The 15,975-nt window shown below is 38.5% G+C and carries 14 protein-coding genes; 9 read left to right on the top strand and 5 right to left on the bottom strand.

Going from position 1 to position 15,975, the window contains the following annotated elements; translation table 11 throughout:
- The first annotated feature begins 183 nt into the window (after positions 1-183).
- Positions 184-930, top strand: a complete 747-nt coding sequence (locus ABIB50_RS19135) for a DeoR/GlpR family DNA-binding transcription regulator (RefSeq protein ID WP_429382360.1) — start codon at positions 184-186, stop codon at positions 928-930.
- Positions 931-1,030: 100 nt separating this feature from the next.
- Here ABIB50_RS19135 and ABIB50_RS19130 read toward each other — a convergent pair whose 3' ends face one another.
- Both ABIB50_RS19130 and ABIB50_RS19125 read right to left on the bottom strand, forming a co-directional pair.
- Positions 1,031-1,387 (bottom strand): phage integrase SAM-like domain-containing protein, encoded by a 357-nt coding sequence (locus ABIB50_RS19130; protein ID WP_429382358.1) that lies wholly within the window; start codon positions 1,385-1,387, stop codon positions 1,031-1,033.
- Entirely contained in the window at positions 1,335-1,736 is a 402-nt protein-coding gene (locus ABIB50_RS19125) for a hypothetical protein (protein WP_429382356.1), read from the bottom strand. The genes ABIB50_RS19130 and ABIB50_RS19125 overlap by 53 nt, the downstream gene beginning before the upstream one ends.
- 1,006 nt (positions 1,737-2,742) lie before the next feature.
- On the opposite strand from ABIB50_RS19125, the gene ABIB50_RS19120 reads away from it, so the two are divergent.
- From ABIB50_RS19120 to ABIB50_RS19110, 3 genes are all read left to right on the top strand, one after another.
- A complete protein-coding gene (locus ABIB50_RS19120) occupies positions 2,743-2,943 on the top strand; it encodes a hypothetical protein (protein ID WP_429382355.1) in 201 nt (66 codons plus the stop codon).
- A gap of 847 nt (positions 2,944-3,790) precedes the next feature.
- Positions 3,791-3,979: a YtxH domain-containing protein gene (locus ABIB50_RS19115; protein ID WP_429382354.1), complete on the top strand. Its 189-nt coding sequence runs from the start codon at positions 3,791-3,793 to the stop codon at positions 3,977-3,979.
- A gap of 159 nt (positions 3,980-4,138) precedes the next feature.
- Positions 4,139-5,266, top strand: coding sequence for an acyltransferase family protein (locus ABIB50_RS19110; protein WP_429382352.1), 1,128 nt, complete (start codon positions 4,139-4,141; stop codon positions 5,264-5,266).
- Between the two features lie 190 nt (positions 5,267-5,456).
- On the opposite strand, the gene ABIB50_RS19105 is transcribed toward ABIB50_RS19110, so the two are convergent.
- The gene (locus ABIB50_RS19105; protein WP_429382350.1) at positions 5,457-5,936 is read right to left on the bottom strand and encodes a hypothetical protein; all 480 of its coding nucleotides are present in this window, start codon (positions 5,934-5,936) and stop codon (positions 5,457-5,459) included.
- A gap of 32 nt (positions 5,937-5,968) precedes the next feature.
- Positions 5,969-6,361, bottom strand: a complete 393-nt coding sequence (locus ABIB50_RS19100) for a helix-turn-helix domain-containing protein (RefSeq protein ID WP_429382348.1) — start codon at positions 6,359-6,361, stop codon at positions 5,969-5,971.
- Positions 6,362-7,168: 807 nt separating this feature from the next.
- Between ABIB50_RS19100 and ABIB50_RS19095 the strand changes: the two genes are divergently transcribed.
- Positions 7,169-7,402 carry a hypothetical protein gene (locus tag ABIB50_RS19095; protein ID WP_429382346.1) on the top strand — a complete coding sequence of 78 codons (234 nt, stop codon included), beginning with the start codon at positions 7,169-7,171 and terminating at the stop codon, positions 7,400-7,402.
- Between the two features lie 171 nt (positions 7,403-7,573).
- On the opposite strand, the gene ABIB50_RS19090 is transcribed toward ABIB50_RS19095, so the two are convergent.
- Entirely contained in the window at positions 7,574-9,034 is a 1,461-nt protein-coding gene (locus ABIB50_RS19090; protein WP_429382344.1) for a DUF5723 family protein, read from the bottom strand.
- A 559-nt stretch (positions 9,035-9,593) separates the two neighbouring features.
- On the opposite strand from ABIB50_RS19090, the gene ABIB50_RS19085 reads away from it, so the two are divergent.
- The 4 genes from ABIB50_RS19085 (at position 9,594) to ABIB50_RS19070 (ending at position 15,183) form a co-directional block, all read left to right on the top strand.
- Positions 9,594-9,821, top strand: a complete 228-nt coding sequence (locus tag ABIB50_RS19085) for a hypothetical protein (RefSeq protein WP_429382342.1) — start codon at positions 9,594-9,596, stop codon at positions 9,819-9,821.
- Between the two features lie 259 nt (positions 9,822-10,080).
- Positions 10,081-10,344, top strand: a complete 264-nt coding sequence (locus ABIB50_RS19080) for a hypothetical protein (RefSeq protein WP_429382340.1) — start codon at positions 10,081-10,083, stop codon at positions 10,342-10,344.
- A gap of 492 nt (positions 10,345-10,836) precedes the next feature.
- Positions 10,837-12,267, top strand: a complete 1,431-nt coding sequence (locus tag ABIB50_RS19075) for an immunoglobulin domain-containing protein (RefSeq protein ID WP_429382338.1) — start codon at positions 10,837-10,839, stop codon at positions 12,265-12,267.
- Positions 12,268-12,270: 3 nt separating this feature from the next.
- Positions 12,271-15,183, top strand: a complete 2,913-nt coding sequence (locus ABIB50_RS19070) for a hypothetical protein (RefSeq protein WP_429382336.1) — start codon at positions 12,271-12,273, stop codon at positions 15,181-15,183.
- Positions 15,184-15,975 lie beyond the last annotated feature (792 nt).

Below are 15,975 nucleotides of genomic sequence, written 5' to 3'. Positions count from 1 at the left end.
GATATCTATTTTGCCCCAAAGCAGGTTTTTTGTAACCAAAAACGCAAAAAAACGCAGTGTTGCTAAGTAGATAATAAAGATATGTAAAATAAATTTTAATTTTTGCATGAAATAGCTAATTTTATTTTTAAACCTTGCAGAAAACCGCAACATTGGCTTTTTTTATAAAAACTAAATTTTATCATGCTAAAAAAAGAACGTCACGCTCATATTATTAAGCAAATAAACCTGCACAATAAAGTGCTGTCAACAGATCTGGCTATCGAATTAAATGTTTCAGAAGATACTGTACGCCGCGATTTGAATGAACTGGACGACTCGGGTCAAATTGTTAAAGTACATGGCGGGGCCTTGTCTCGTGCCTACCATTATCCGTTTCAGCGAAATGATATTTATGCCGCAGATGCCAAAAAGGTTATTGCCCGCAAAGCGATAGGGCTGATCAAAGATGGAATGGTCGTATTAACCGGCGGCGGTACCACAGTTATAGCAATGATAACCATGCTGCCCAAAGATTTAGCGGTAACTATCTATACGATAAGCCCGCCGGTCGCTTTGCAACTGGCAGATCATCCGCTGGTGACAGTAGTATTAATAGGTGGCGAATTTTCCAAAGATTCGCAAGTATGCGCAGGAAGCGAAGTCGTAAGTTACCTGAACGGGGTGAAGTTCGACATTTGCTTTTTGGGCACTAACGGTATAGCTGTTGATGATGGCGTAACCGATTCAGACAGGGCTATTGTGCAGGTGAAAAAAGCGATGATAAAGGCGTCAAAGCAGGTTGTAATCATATGTATTGCCGAAAAATTAAACTCTGTACAGCGAATGCGTGTATGCGAACTACGGCAAATTGACAGCCTGATAACTGAGCTTGACCCCGCTGATCACCAGTTACAGGCATATCGCCGGCAAAACCTGCACCTCTGTTGAGCTGAAGACAGGTTGATGCCGAACAGTTTGTATATTACTGGACACGCAGGTGCAGGTTGGGAACTGTCCTGATCAAATTACCTAAACTTTGCTTGTTGTTTCAGGTTATTTTAAAGAGAGCGTGCCGGTTCCGTCTGACGTATCGCGGGTCTCGGCTGATAGCTTTCTTAGTTAGTTTGAAATTAATAAAGGGATCACCCGGCAGCCATTTGTTCTTCACGCAGATGAGTACGACCTTTTTAAAGTTTGCCAGGTACTTCATTGTGGTATTGTGGTTGCACTTACGGACGGTCTTTAGCCAAAACGCATATTGCTCAATGAAATAATGATCCAGTTTTTTGATGGAGAAATCTTCCTTTTGGTATTGCCAGGCAATAAACTTACGGGTATGTTCCAGTGAGGTTTCATATCGATCCAGCGTGCCGTTCGCGAAATCTTGCCCCGCGAGTGCCTTCATTTGCGAATTGTGCTGGGCAAAAATTTCCAGTATCATTTTTTGCGTTGTCCTGCCGGTAACGAGGTCGCGCAGTAACCGCGGTTATTTCTTCTTCCTCACTGATCAGTTGTTGACGGGCCTTAAGCACCTTGCTATGCAAGGTGTCCAGGAAGAAGTTGATTTGTTTAACATCATCCTTGCAGCCGATAGCACGGCACTTGTCCTGATCCCAACGGTTCGAATCCAATTGTTCCCTGGTTGACCATTCTACTGCTTTGCAATCAACTGTGATACGCGGGTAGATGAATTTTTTACCTTCATTTTTGGATTGTTTCAGAAAGAAAAGCAATTCGAAGCTTTTTTCTAACATAATTGCCACGTTTAAGAGTGAATAAATGTCGAAAAATAGTCATCGGGAATCAAGATGTTCACGTCTTGAACCACTTAATATACAGTGAGTTACACGCTTTGTCGTGGCAATTTATAAAATTTTAGAATTGCCACGTATTTGCCACAACTTTTTTCGTTTTTTTGTGCTTTTTTGATGAAAATAAAAAACCCTGTAAATCAATGATTTACAGGGTTTTGTTTGTTTTTGATAATGTATTCCGCGGAGAGCTAGGTTCCTGAACCCAATTAATATTAGTGTTGTAAATCAATTAGTTATCGAGTTTTTTATTTCATTGCCACGCTGTTGCCACGGCAAAAAAACACGCTAAAAATCAAAAAACAGCAATGAACCCCGCTTTTAATATTATCAATTATCATTTTGCAGCAGCAGCCACATCCCTATAACCGTAAATCGTTTTCTTAATATAAAGATACAGAAAGATAGTTTCTTAAATCATAGGAAAACGTCGTAATTTTATTTCTATTTTGATGCAGGGGATGTAATGATGGATTAATCCATCATTAAGTCAATTTACATCAACTTTTGATGAATATTTCCAACATTATATACCATACATTGATTTAAAGATGGAAAATTCCAACAATCACGACGAAATGAGCGATAGGACCTCAAAGGGTCAAATAGGGACATTCATACAGAAACAAGGTTAAGTCAAAATAAAACCCAACTCCAATTGTAACTGCAGACGGTTTCTTGAACACCAGCGGACGTTCCTTGACCGTTATAGTTACCCGAAGGCAACATTTTTTAGCTTATCAAAAACTTAAGAAAAACTTAGCAGCAAGTTGATAATAGATACTGTTCAAGCAGTCCAAAAAAATCAATGGCCACTATCAAAAACTCTTTGTAATTTATCCGGCAAGCCATTTTTAAACAGGTATCAAATTTGAGTGCCCGCGATCCCATTGTCAAACCGGTATAAAGCTTCTACGGCGATTTATAGTTTATTAAACTCGAAACCGATGTGTCCGCCGAAATCAACATTGTTTGCTTTGCCGATCGTCCCCTGGTCATTTTGCTGGGAATTATCGAAAAGGTATTTGCCGGGCATGTTGCTGGTAAAATAATTGTTTGGTACACTCTTGGAAAGGGGCAAGTTAGCAGACTGGATGTCCAAGCACCTGCACGTCCTGCTTCTACTTTTTGGTTGTCGTTTAATCCGTAGACGGCCCAGACACCCGCGATGTCCCGGGGGAATAAGGGTTTTTGGTTAACGAGTTCATTGATTGCTTTAAAATCTTACGGAGTATAGGTTTCCAGGTGTTTTTTTGGATGGTTAAGATTTTTGCCCGATAGTTGGACCCGTTCGGATCGAGCCTGGCTTATTCTTCCTGAATTTTGATATTGTTATCCAATTCTTTCAGGGCGTTTTTATGCCATTTATTAATCTTTGCCCCTAATTTTTGGGTGTATTCCTGTCCATGGATCTTTATCTGGTGGTATGAAAACCAATAGAAAAGACATCTTACGTTGTTTGCGCTGTCCCTGTAGGATCGCCGGGTCATCATCCTGTTTCTGGCCCATCAATATCACAAAGAATGCTGACGTTTGCGCTTGATATCGATATCGTACGTTTTAGAGACCAATACGACATCTCCCGTCCCTAATGAACCGCCAGAGCCAGCGAGACCGTGCGCAGGTGGACAGCGACTATAAAACTTAAGTCGGAGCCAAAAAGAGATCGAAGAACTCGTGACCCGGCCGGACGCGATTGAGATCGAAAAACTGGACAAGATAATCTAAATGTTGGAAAAAATGGAAGGAAATAAAAACCATCCGTTAAATAAAAACCCATGACCCTCACCTCATTTAACGTTTACTGTCTATATTAAACAGGACAGCGGCTTGTTGGCCTTTGCGCCAGCAGTGTTTAATTTAAGTTTAATTACTGTTTAAATTATCACCACAATAAGAATAGCCAACTATTCCAAAAATGAAAAAAATAATTTTTTATCTCTAATTTAGAGGCTTGGCATCAAATTTATACATTAAGAAATAAATATCTGAATATTATGAGCCATTTTAAATCATTTATGCTGGGTGTCGGTGTATCGTTCGCAGTTTATTATTTAACAAAGAAAGCGCCGGACGGACGTTCGGTATTGGACGATATTCTGGATAACCCCGGAGATTTTGCTCAAAGAGCAAAATACCAAGTTATTTCTGATGTCGTAGAAACCGTAAAAGAAAAAATCAGTTAAACGCTGGTGGGGTGAGATTTTAATAGAAACGCTTTTTGATTGTCTAAAGACAAATAACATGAGCGACCAAGCCAACACGTCGCTAATGTGGAAATTTCTCAAGGTACGCTAAAACTCAAATCGTGTCTTCGTCAAATAAATCGTTGAAATAAAACATTTATGTTCAATAGTTTTACCTTTACGACGAAACCAAGTCACAATAAAGCCATCGAAATAAAGAAACACATAGGGAAAATAGATATATTAAGAGGAATAGCGATACTATGCGTCTTCTTTTACCATTCAGAATTGTATTTATTTCCAGGATATGATACCGCGGGGCATGCAACAACCAAAAACGCCATACTGAATTTTATACCATCAGCTTATGGATGGACCGGAGTACAGTTGTTTTTAATCATTAGTGGATTTCTGATTCATTTGGGTTTTATGTCTCGAAACGAATCATTGAACGTTATTGATTTTTACAGTAAACGGTTTTGGAGAATCTACCCGCCGTATTTAGTATCAGTAATTATATTCTGTGTAACCGGGTTAGGTTTAAAATATTACCTTTTTTCACATAGGGGATTCGTTGATCTGTTGAGCCATTTGTTTTTTGTCCATGATTTTTCTAACAATTACGAGTTTACTATAAACCCTTCATTTTGGAGTTTAGCGCTCGAAATGCAGTTATATCTTATCTATCCCATTTTTTTAATATTTAGGAAAAAGTTAGGCATTAATAGAACAATGCTGCTGTTGCTTTTTTTATTAATGGCAGTTTTCGCCCCTATAACTTATTATTATTTCCATGATGCGAAATTTGTAAGCCCTTGGTTTATGTTTTATTATTGGTTTACATGGTGTACCGGAGCTCTTTTAGCAGAGCGTCATCGGGAGGGCAAAAGGCTATTCGGTCGTTTCAACCTCCTTATTGCATTTGCCAGTTTTATTGCCACAATGGCAGCACGGTATTTCAATCTTGGTTTCGGTCTCCTGACATGTGTACTTGCCTGGACTGCATTTTTTGAATGGTTGTTATATGCAGTGATTAATCTTGAAACCAGATTAAATAAAGTATTGGCTATGATTGGAATGGTTAGCTATAGCATATATTTAATACATCAGCCTATTTTGATTGAGGTTTTGCCATGGTTCAACCATTTAGGCCCTGGTGCTTATTGGGCAATAATTAAACCAATTCCAATATTTATTTTAATATATATAATATCCTGTTTTACCTATAAGTATATTGAATTACCAGCAATTCAAGCTGGATATTTTGTCAGAAAAAGAAAAAAATGACGTTTAAACATGCGTATAAGCGATAGATTGGACATTTGTGAGCAAAATGAACATGGATATCGCACAGATTTTCTTAACCTGAAAAACATTTCTGCTCAATACATATCTCGGGACTCGGCAAGCATCGGTAAAGTGTTTAAGTTATAATGGGGGTCGGTAAGTTGTTTGAGGCGGCGCTAATGGGTCAAAATCATTTGTGAGAAATTAAAGGCCATAACCATCTTATTAATTCTATTGAGAGGATCAATAATACTGCTATCCATATCGCTCTACGTGATTGCTTTTCCGCTTTCCTGGCGATAATGACTGATAGGTTTGCAGTTTCCATAACTAAGGTCATATTTTCCCTGCTCAATTTTTTATCTGCCTCTGCGGAGCGTCGCTTCGCATTCTCTTCTTTATAAAAACTTATCATCCCTCCTTTTTTCAGGAATTTCTTAGTATGATCGTTTTCCTTAACAAATTGTAGGATATCATTGCTATAAATTGGATAGACTAAAGAGGGCGCCCACGAAATCAAGATGTGCAAGTATTGATCCGCTAGTGTCTCAGTGCACCCTGCTATAACTTGTTCATCTATTTCAGATGCACCAATTCCGTAACCTGGTTTATCAGCTAAATATTTTAATATGATATCCATATTTAATGCGTCTTCTTCAGTTATGGTCATGGGTGGTTGGTTGGGGGCTATTTTGTTAATAATTACGCCAATTCTAATTCGCTCAATTCCCGGCCTATCGCCTTAATTTCAGTGAATATTCTTTTGATCTGCTTTCCAGATGGTTTTTTAACTCCATTAACATATTGTGATAATAAAGTGTTATTAATGCCGACCCTGGCGCTCAATGCTTTTGCGCTGATAACTGGATAATATTCGAAAAACGAAGGTAAGTCAAATTCAAAGATTATAGCCTCAGTTACCACGGCCTTCTTCCCACTTTCTTCGGCATATAGCTTATATGACTCTAAAGCGTTGCTTTTTAATTCCGTAATAGTGTCACCGGTGGTTACAGCGACAATTTTGTGGTTATGCTTGTAGTAAGCATCAAAACCTGTTGATGTCTTACCAACTGTAAATTTAATGTGTGGCATCATAGGAATATTAACTTTGAGGTAAATTCCTCATATATGTAAGAGGGTGGGACTATTTAAGATCCGCCTGCTTTTAAGTTTTCTGCTAGTCCGGTCCTAATTTCTTTTGAACCATGACTCGGAATATCTGGTTTTCTTCACGGTTTGGATGCCTTAGTATGATATGCCGGCCTGTCTTACTTCTATCCATCCTTTTAATTAGTCTTAGTAGGTCTGACGATTTAATTACCTCCTCTTTTATGGACATAAAGGTAAACAATAATATACTTACTACCAAATAATAAGTATTCAATTTTATACTTTGGGAAGGTATGCCATTATGGTTCCTCCTTTGTGATTTGTAATTATCTTCCTCCATAAATTCCTCAACGTCTTAGCGGTTGCAGCGAAGACGGTCGCTAAACCATGCTGTAATCGATGTCTTGCTTATTAGCATTTAGCCAGTTAGATCCGAACCCGGTTAACTCCCTAACTTCCTGGGCAGATGTATGGTTTTTTGGCATCGCGGAGCTTTTCCGTCAACGCTTCAATCATCTTACCTATCAATCAATATTTGATATAAGTTCATGTAAAACTGGCGTTTAGATAATTGTTATTCCTTCCATAATGTTTTAGTGTGTTAATATCAATTTAAGGCGTTCAATTTTGCTTTAATCCCGAACTTCCTGAAGCTATACGTTCGAAATGCGTTGATTAGGATTGATGGGGGATTAAGATTCGTTCAGGTTAAAATGGGAAATATTTTCAACAAACGTAACCCTTTCATTCGCTATCCGTTTAAAGCCGTAATAACACTTAAATAGACTCAACATGGATTTCACCAAGAACAAATTTGATCAGGTCTTAACCTACCTTTTCAACAACCCCGATTCGGAAGGTTCCTTAGAAGGTATCCCTTACCTTGAGATCAATAAAATTGAAAGCATGAGAATCACTTACTTATTGTTTATGGCTGGCTTTATAACAGGGTCTATTAAACCAACGCTTACAAATAAAGGGGAAGTTTATGTTAAGGGTTTAGGTGGAAGCTTAATGTCAGCTTAACTAGTTTGGCAGGAGTTCTTTATTCCGGCATTGGATCGAAATAAATTCATCGAAACTATGTAAGTTGAACTTAAAGAGTAAACACAAAACTGCTATATTTTCTGGAAGGCTACCACTCACTTGATGGTGAACCTTTTTATCTTAAAGATTTTTTGTTTAGCCAAAGAAGGCTTAATAGTTCGAATCTTTTTTGCCGAAAAATTTATCCCATATCAGGCCAATAAACCCTTTTTCTTCATCCATTGGGATTCTGCTCTCATTCATGCGGCTTTCAATGGTATAACCGAATTTAAAGGATGCACCAATAAAAAAATCCATCCCAGAGTACGACCCCATATTGGTAGTGAACTGCGGCTTGGTGCCAGCCGAACCACCATTAATAGCTGACTTTAGAAAAGAAGCGGTCTGATAAAGTCTTTCGGTGCCTATAAAAAATTCCGAATTATCTTTTTTGATCATAAACTGGCCGCCTACATTAAGTATTTTCAGGTCATTATAGGATGGTGTAATGCTAAAAATATAATGGCCAAGCTGTACCGGCATTACTAAAGCTGCCGTAAAGCCAGTGTAGAACAACTCTTTAGATGCAATAAGTGTAGGCGAAAATTTGATATTATTTTCGTCGCCAAACCAATAGCTTTTGTTAACGGCTAATTCAAGCAACCCATTAGTTCGTGATGTAAAACCATCCCTGGTGCGTACCCCATTTGTTAAGCTATCTGCCGCCTGTTCAAGGTTTTTCTCCATATCGGTTGTTGATATATTATTAACTACTGCTGTGCCGCTAAAAGTCCCTTTTTTCGAAGTACTGTTCCAGTGTATAAAGCCAAGGTCCTTCACGTTAAGTTGCCAGGTATAGCCACCCTGATCAACAAATGAAGCGCCCATACTTAAAGCAGCACCCGGGTTTAAAAAGGTCGGCAGCGACTTCGTTATCCCTGTTTGCCCATTTTCGCCATTTGCATAAGATATACCGGCTAAACTGAGAGCGGCGCGGTCATTAGGCTTATCAAAAACTACGTTTGATTGTGTTATATCATATTTACGATAGGTCAAGCCGGATAGACCACTTAATTTAAAACCTACAGAAAGCCGTTTAGTTACCTGCTCGCGGTAAGTAAACCCTATCTGGTGGAAATCCTGGTAAAAAACATTGCCATTAAACACATTACTGTAAGACTTGCCGGGGAAATTAAGGTAGCCATTAAAAATTGCGACTGATTCATCGCTGACTATGTCCTTTAGCTCGGCTTTTGTATTTACAAAAAAGCCGATTTCTTGGTCGCCGTTGGCGCTCGAAAATATCTTAAACATAATAGAATAAGCGTTTATATTGGCATTTAAACGGTTGTAATTGCCTTTACCTGTTTGCAGATCAGCAGTGTTATAGTATGATGAGAACAGGCGGCTTTTTAGTGCGGTTTGTGCATTGCCCACTACCAATAAATTGCCGTTAAAATTTGGTATGAAAAAGTTAAAAGCAAATTGCCTGGTAGTGTCCGGTATGAAAGAGCGTACCGAAGGGTTCTCGAAAGACTCATATAACGAACCCGTGTTGTATTGTAAAAACCGTTGACCAAAACCTTTTATAGAGATCAATAACAAGCAGCAAATAAGTAAACATTTCTTCATTTAAAATTATTAATTGGATTTAGTTATGTTCCTCCGTCGAGTTTTTCCATACAGTAATCCCCCTATTAAAAGAAACCTTAATAATTGGTATAGGTTTTATTTTTATAATTATAAAAATAATGCGTGCCGTTAGGCAGATTAGCCTAACACAATTATTTAAATTAGCAATGACTGCAAGACTCCTGGCGCCCGGCTACCCTACGCCTTAGTAAGGGTATGCAACCGTGTAAGTTGAATCGACATGGGTTGTGTCAATAAGTCCTGCTTATTATCAAGACTTTTACAACTGCTCCATAAAATTGTGGATCAGGTGTCAGGGGCTAAGAGAATGTTTGAAAATGATTTTACTTAAAACGTTGATTATCAATAATTAATCGAAAAATGGAAGACTGGGCTAGGGTACAGTATTGGGTGATGTCAGAATTCTTACTCACCAAAAAACGCCTGCATTTCTGTTAGGGTTTACACACAACTTAAGGTGGCTCATATATTTTCAACTGAGATATCAACATTATACGTCATTGCCTGACAGCTAAATTAAATGGATTATATTTGATTAATGAACGATGGACCTAATTATATACGCAAACTCTTTAATGAACTAGAAAACCATAAAAAGCCTGTTGACGGCTTTATTGATGAAGTGTTTTACCAGGTTAAAACAGGCAAGACAAAACAAAAACAGGTAGAAAAAAAATCCGATAAGTGGTTAAAATCTAGATTTATAGTATTTTACGTATTGATTGGATCGGGGCTTACGCTTTTATTGCAATGGATATTTAAATAAAAAACCCGCCACTTGGGGGAGTTCGGATCGGGTAAAAAGATATTGTTGTATTTTCCCTGTAAATTAAACACTACAGCCTTTTTATTTGTCTGCATACGGTTTTACACACAGAAATGGAACGATACTTATAAATAATAATTTTGTAAATTTATAAAAATATTGAGCTAGGCAGATGAAAACTCTTAAAAGTCTAATTTCATATCATACAGATTATCAAATCACGAAAATATATGAGGGCATTTTCTCGGATTACCCGTTAGTGGCCGATAACTTCGAAGCTATTAAGAACACATTGGATACAATCAGAAAGGAAATAGATATTCGTTACGGCCTTGATAAGCTTCCTTTTGTTAAAGATACCTTCCGGCAAATAGATTATGTTCTAAGTAAAATGCATGAATGGATTCAATTTAGCAATCTTTATAAAAATCATGATGCCGAGGTTTTTATGAATGCTTTTGAGGGATATTTCAGGGAGTTAAATGTAATGATTGACGAGATGGATAGCCGTAAGGTTTATTAGCCTTTAATTATCTGCTTACCGCGTGAAAAAAAGACCTCACAAAAAAACCCTACATTTCTGTAGAGGTTTCCGAAAGGATATTTGCCCCCTCGCGTATTCGTTTTTCACCTATCCTCTCTGGGAACGTAGGCCTTCCAATTATTTGATTTAACTATCACCTCTAGCTGCACCCGATCTAATCGAACTTTAGTATTGAGGTCGCCGTCTTTGAGTGATTCCTTATAGAACTTGGTAAATACTTGACTTTTGATACTCACGACCTGCTACCACTAACAAAGAAAGCCGGCTTCCTACAAACCGGCTTTCACATTTAAACTAAATCATATTGACACCAAACCCGATGTACTTGTACGGGGCCTTGTTGGGGAAGGTTGTAACTTTCTTAACTTATTGTTGAACATAGGCAACGAATGATTAAATCTCATTCCTTTTGCCAGTATTAGCAACTTAGCGGTAAGAAATTTCGTATAAATAATAAAACTTAAACCCGCTATGCCAATCACAATTCAAAAGGGCACCACTTCTGCCTACTTTAAAATCACCAAACCCGAAAAGGGAACCATAGAAATATGCGTTGTCAATGACTATAATTTAATAAAGGAAACCGACGGCACTATCTCGCTAATTAAAAATGCTGACCACTTTCCCTTAATAGATAGCGTAGATCCGTCTACTATCATAAACGGAGACACGAACGAATTTTTTGCAGATTACGATGACCTGGAAAGTTATGTGATAAACAATTTTTTTCGTGAAGCCGGTGGCGGAGCCGGCATAAATGATATTTATGAGTTGCCCACAAATGTTTGGGATGTAGCAGCCCACTCTAATGCTTATAGAGTTGTTACAGGTGATACAAATATATCTGTGGTTAATGAACCAACAGGGAATTATTCTGGTATCCTTAGGATAATTAACTCCGGTTATTTAGTTAGGTTCATGGATTATGAGAATGTTCCTTTATCTGATGGCGGTGTACCTATCAGTTTAGAAGGAATGACTGTTATTATACTGGAACGAATAAACGGCACCTACTATCCAGACTCTAACGGGACTGCTCCGGAAGTATCTATACCCGTAATAATCGACCAACCTGCTGCTGAGAACTTAACAGAGGGGGAGGAACTAAGTCTTTCAGTTGGATATACTGGTAACCCAACCCCGACGATACAATGGCAGAAATCAGCAGATAACTTGAACTTTACGGACATCTCAGGTGCAACTAGCTCCACTTATAGCAAAATATCAGTAATGGGCGATGCGGGTTATTATAGGGCTGTTGTCAGTAATACAGCAGGCTCTGTCACAAGCGTATCAGCTCATGTTATTGTCTATGAAACTCCTGCTCTTCAAGAGCTTTCTATTAACTTATCAACCAATATAGCAACCGAGGTTTTGAATAGTGGTTCTGACTTTGGAGGGCAAGCTCCTAAATATATAGGTAAGAAAAGATATCAATCTGCGGATGGTGCAAATCCGGGAACTATATTAACTCATGGCAGTTTAGGAGCCGGTGAAGCTGGTTCTATTCAGATATCTACCAGGGGGTTTGTTCCAGCTAGATATGATAATCCATTTAGTCTTCTTTGTAGGTTATTTTTTAGAACCAGTAATGTAGACGGTGACTTTTATACTAATGGAGAATTTGGTGCTATAATAGGTGCCTTTCAGCTATTAGCTGTAGGAAATTCTGCAGAGGGAGGTATAGTTATTTCCCCTTCCCCTGAAAACGTGACAGATGTTTTACTTTATAGAAATGCTTCTGGTTATTGTGCACTAAGAACTTCTGATAATGATGGTGTAAGCTTTACTGACCAATACACTTTTGCTGATTCATATGCTGCTGAACTTTGGGTAGGTATTGAGCTTGTGGATGGACCAATTTCCTATACTACCAATCTCCTGGGACTTAACATAAACTAACCAATGAGATTAAATAAAAATATATTAGCCGCATATAGACAGGTCATGGGTCAGAGATCTGAAATACCCACTACCAATTTCTTTACCTTAGCATCAGCAGCCAAGACCAGTGGGGGCGTATATGTTAACGATAAGTTAGTTCGGACACTATGGACTGCTGTGCATTATGAGGCAGGCACCCACCCTATTCCTGCATGGGACTATAAAGATGACTTTGGTGTGGACATAGCCGCGGATAATGTAGTTATTAAAGTTTTAAGCCATAACGTAGTTGGTTCATGGGAGGGGGTTGCTAAAGCATGTAATAACTCCGAGGCTGCCACTGGCACAGAAGTGTGGGCATTTTTTGCAGATATTTCATGTATGACACCAATTGGTGATAAAATGTTTGTTGGTATTCCCTTTAGTGAAGGTGTACATGCACAGGCCGCCTTTTTACTCAATACTCCAAGAAGGGTAATTAAATTCAGACCTCCAGCAGAAACAGGACAGGCGAGCTTTCACAATTGCGCAAATAATAATTACATATTTTATGCTGGTAAGGATTATGAAGGAACCGGCAATTTTGTATTTGCTTTAAACGTTTCCGACTTACAGTTATCTACATTTACCAACGGGGTAAGTTATACACCTCCAAACGGCATAACCTACCCAAGTACTTTGGGATTAAATACATCTGGCAACGCTGGGCGTATTACGGGAATAGCATGCACTGAAAAATATGCTTACTTTTCGTATGAAGATCAGAATTTAATTAAAGTTTATCGGGTAGACGACCGGAGTGGCTCTTTTGTTCGGGATATCACCTTTACAGCACCAAGAAATGTTAGGGTAGAGGGAAATAATCTATTTATTGCAGACGTTACTACAATTACTAAATACCCAATCAATACAGATGGAAGTTTAGGCACTGTAGCTATTACAATATCTGGACTGAACGACGTTGGTGGTCTTTCTGTTATGAGTGGGGACCTATGTGTATTAGATAAAGGCGACCAGCAAACCATTAAACGGTATAACAGCTCCACTGGCGATTATACCGGAATGATAGGTGAGACAGGTGGATACGCAACCTCCCCGGATGTAACCAACACCAAATTTAGCTTTAAAGCTCATAGCGGTATTGGAATACCTTATGTTGCACATGAAAATGATGGGAGTATTTGGATAGGCGATTGTGGCAATCACCGCAATTTGCATTTTGATGCGGATGGAACTTACTTAGGTAATGACAATAGCATAATGTATATCCCAGCTAACTATTATGTTTCAGCTATTGTTGGAGATGAGAACAGAATACTTGTAGATATACTTGAGTTCTTGTCAGATCCATCACGGCCAATGGCTACAAGATTAACGCTATCAAAAAATTGGGGTTATCACTACCCTGATACATTTGATGGCCATTCTACCCAGAAAGATGTTGGATTATTTAATGGGGTTGCTAAGCTATCTAACGGAAAAACATATGGTATTGGTAATGCATCCGGTGGTTACAGTTTTTTATTTGAACTAGCCCCTACTGGTTTCAGGACTATAGCTGGCTCTCATGATCAAGTTCCCCAGTTCAGTCAGCTCTGGACAGATGGAGATATGTATAACTTTCAGGGGTATGAACCTACCTTAAGCTACGGAAAGTGGGCTTTTAAACAATTTAACACTGTGGGCGATGACGAGAATCCAGAGTGGGATCTAAGTAATTTTATTACCTTAGCTACGATCCAACAAGGACCAATATTCCCTAAAAATCCCCAAGATAGAAGATATAAAACTACTGAAGATGGTAGTTTAATGGTTTATGAAATCGGTGCTCCGAGTGACCAGTTTTATTCAGTAGGATTTTTTAAAGATGGGGAATTTAAGGCTGGGGCGTTAAAAAGCACTATACCAAATTATCGAGGTCCTTTTACTCCCTTTGCTTTTGATAGATATAATAATGTGTGGGGCCCAGGAAGTGACTTCGTAGCGATAGGCTCTTTTGGTGTATTCGTATATAAAGGCGAGCACTGGAAATCAATGCAGACGTCCAAGTTCTTTCTTATTCACCAATGCGGGTTACCTATTGATACAATAGGTGTAGTACAGGCACAATTTCTTGATTCTGAAATGCCTGCTTATGGTTACGCTACCAATATATTATGCGCGGTACCTTATTATCATGCATCTACCGGTAGAGGTTGGTTCATGATTAACAGTGAAAATGCGCATTGTTTACAAAGTTGGTTACTTGAAGGAATTAATACTATTAATTTGCAATCAATAACAGTAAATATTTCAGGAACTCCGCCCCCTATACCTGGTCTCCCAGGAGTGGATTTATTGGCCGGTACTCCAGAGTTATTCGCAACAGATATACATATTACGGGATTAACCAGGGTACCTGTTTCGGATAATGCCTATGTAACAACGTCGGCAAGGTTAAATCAAAATGATATGTCTAAATCTTCGGATATCCTTATCTCTGTTAACGGTCAAGGAAATTTCTCGAATAAGTTTACACTACCCTATAATAGTCTGAAGCCAAATTGGCTGATCTCAGGCAAATTATCCTTAGAAGATGCGTTTATAGGTTCAGAGGGGCCCTATATGAAGTGTTATATTGCAGTTGAAGACAATACTGGTAAAACAATTATTCGTATTGATTTATATCAAACTGCAAGAATCGGTGTAAATGGCGAATTCTTTGGGCCGGTTGGGCCTCGGTATCCTAACTCTGACTTGATAATACGTAAATCTGGCTCAGGAGCACTTTGGTCGTTAACCGTGTTTGGAATAACTTATTCTGGTACTGCATCCTTAACAGATCCATCTGCAAATATCAACGCACCAGCTAAGATTAATTTTGATTTGGATATGACTGTTGTAGCTAATAATGGAGAGATTGGTATAGTTGAATTAAACTATAATGGAAGTTAACCAGGAAAAGTGGTTATTCAACTGCAATCCTCTTTAGGCGCTAATACCATTAATTACTGGCCTGTACGGAAGTAAGGATTGCAGAATTTTCGACCTGAAGTGGTCTATAACAAGCGGTAGAATGGTTTTGTAACTCCCTTCATCTATCATTACAGCAGCTTTCTTTTCAATAAATAGCTCTAGCCATGAAAAGCATTATCCAATAGGGATATGATTGTAAAGGGAATCCCCTTCATAAAACTCATTAAAAAAAGACAGTATAGACTGATTGTTTGGCTGCCTCAATTATCTCGGGGGGTGGTTGAGCGCCTGAGTGCTTTATATGGTTTAAGAGTTTATCTCCTATATGGCAAATACCGCCACCAGTGCAATAAACATTATCAGCGATGTTATGCATTTTAAGTGAATTATCACTTAAATTTCCAGTTAACAATCTCACCATTAAGCGACGATTGGGTCCCCCTTCACTTATCAGTAATCGCGTAGATGTTCTCTCCGCCCCGTTCCAGTCCTAGTACTGTAAATGACAAAGGTTATATATTTTAATGATGATTAGGCGGTAAGTTTTTTTGATGGCAATACAATACCTGCCAGACCTATAAATAATTCACGCTTAACCTCGGGAGATCCTGTCTCCATCTCATTTTCGATTGATGGCAGCGCTTTGTCGAGTATGCTTTCGAGGGTTGCTTTATTCGCTTTGCATGGGTATTTCCTGTCGGATTACCAGATTGGCCTGGTTTAAATGGTTTGCCTATTGTTGTTATTGGATTAATGCTTTTTAATCATTAA

Source organism: Mucilaginibacter sp. UYCu711, assembly GCF_050433825.1.
Taxonomy (GTDB): Bacteria; Bacteroidota; Bacteroidia; order Sphingobacteriales; family Sphingobacteriaceae; genus Mucilaginibacter.
The sequence above is the reverse complement of the archived record's forward strand: the minus strand, read 5'-3'. Positions and strand labels throughout refer to the sequence as shown.

Coding starts and splice junctions, on each gene's coding strand:
- ABIB50_RS19135 (WP_429382360.1), top strand. CDS start 184: ATGCTAAAAAAAGAACGTCACGCTCATATTATTAAGCAAATAAACCTG.
- ABIB50_RS19130 (WP_429382358.1), bottom strand. CDS start 1,387: ATGAAGGCACTCGCGGGGCAAGATTTCGCGAACGGCACGCTGGATCGA.
- ABIB50_RS19125 (WP_429382356.1), bottom strand. CDS start 1,736: ATGTTAGAAAAAAGCTTCGAATTGCTTTTCTTTCTGAAACAATCCAAA.
- ABIB50_RS19115 (WP_429382354.1), top strand. CDS start 3,791: ATGAGCCATTTTAAATCATTTATGCTGGGTGTCGGTGTATCGTTCGCA.
- ABIB50_RS19110 (WP_429382352.1), top strand. CDS start 4,139: ATGTTCAATAGTTTTACCTTTACGACGAAACCAAGTCACAATAAAGCC.
- ABIB50_RS19105 (WP_429382350.1), bottom strand. CDS start 5,936: ATGACCATAACTGAAGAAGACGCATTAAATATGGATATCATATTAAAA.
- ABIB50_RS19100 (WP_429382348.1), bottom strand. CDS start 6,361: ATGATGCCACACATTAAATTTACAGTTGGTAAGACATCAACAGGTTTT.
- ABIB50_RS19095 (WP_429382346.1), top strand. CDS start 7,169: ATGGATTTCACCAAGAACAAATTTGATCAGGTCTTAACCTACCTTTTC.
- ABIB50_RS19090 (WP_429382344.1), bottom strand. CDS start 9,034: ATGAAGAAATGTTTACTTATTTGCTGCTTGTTATTGATCTCTATAAAA.
- ABIB50_RS19085 (WP_429382342.1), top strand. CDS start 9,594: ATGAACGATGGACCTAATTATATACGCAAACTCTTTAATGAACTAGAA.
- ABIB50_RS19075 (WP_429382338.1), top strand. CDS start 10,837: ATGCCAATCACAATTCAAAAGGGCACCACTTCTGCCTACTTTAAAATC.
- ABIB50_RS19070 (WP_429382336.1), top strand. CDS start 12,271: ATGAGATTAAATAAAAATATATTAGCCGCATATAGACAGGTCATGGGT.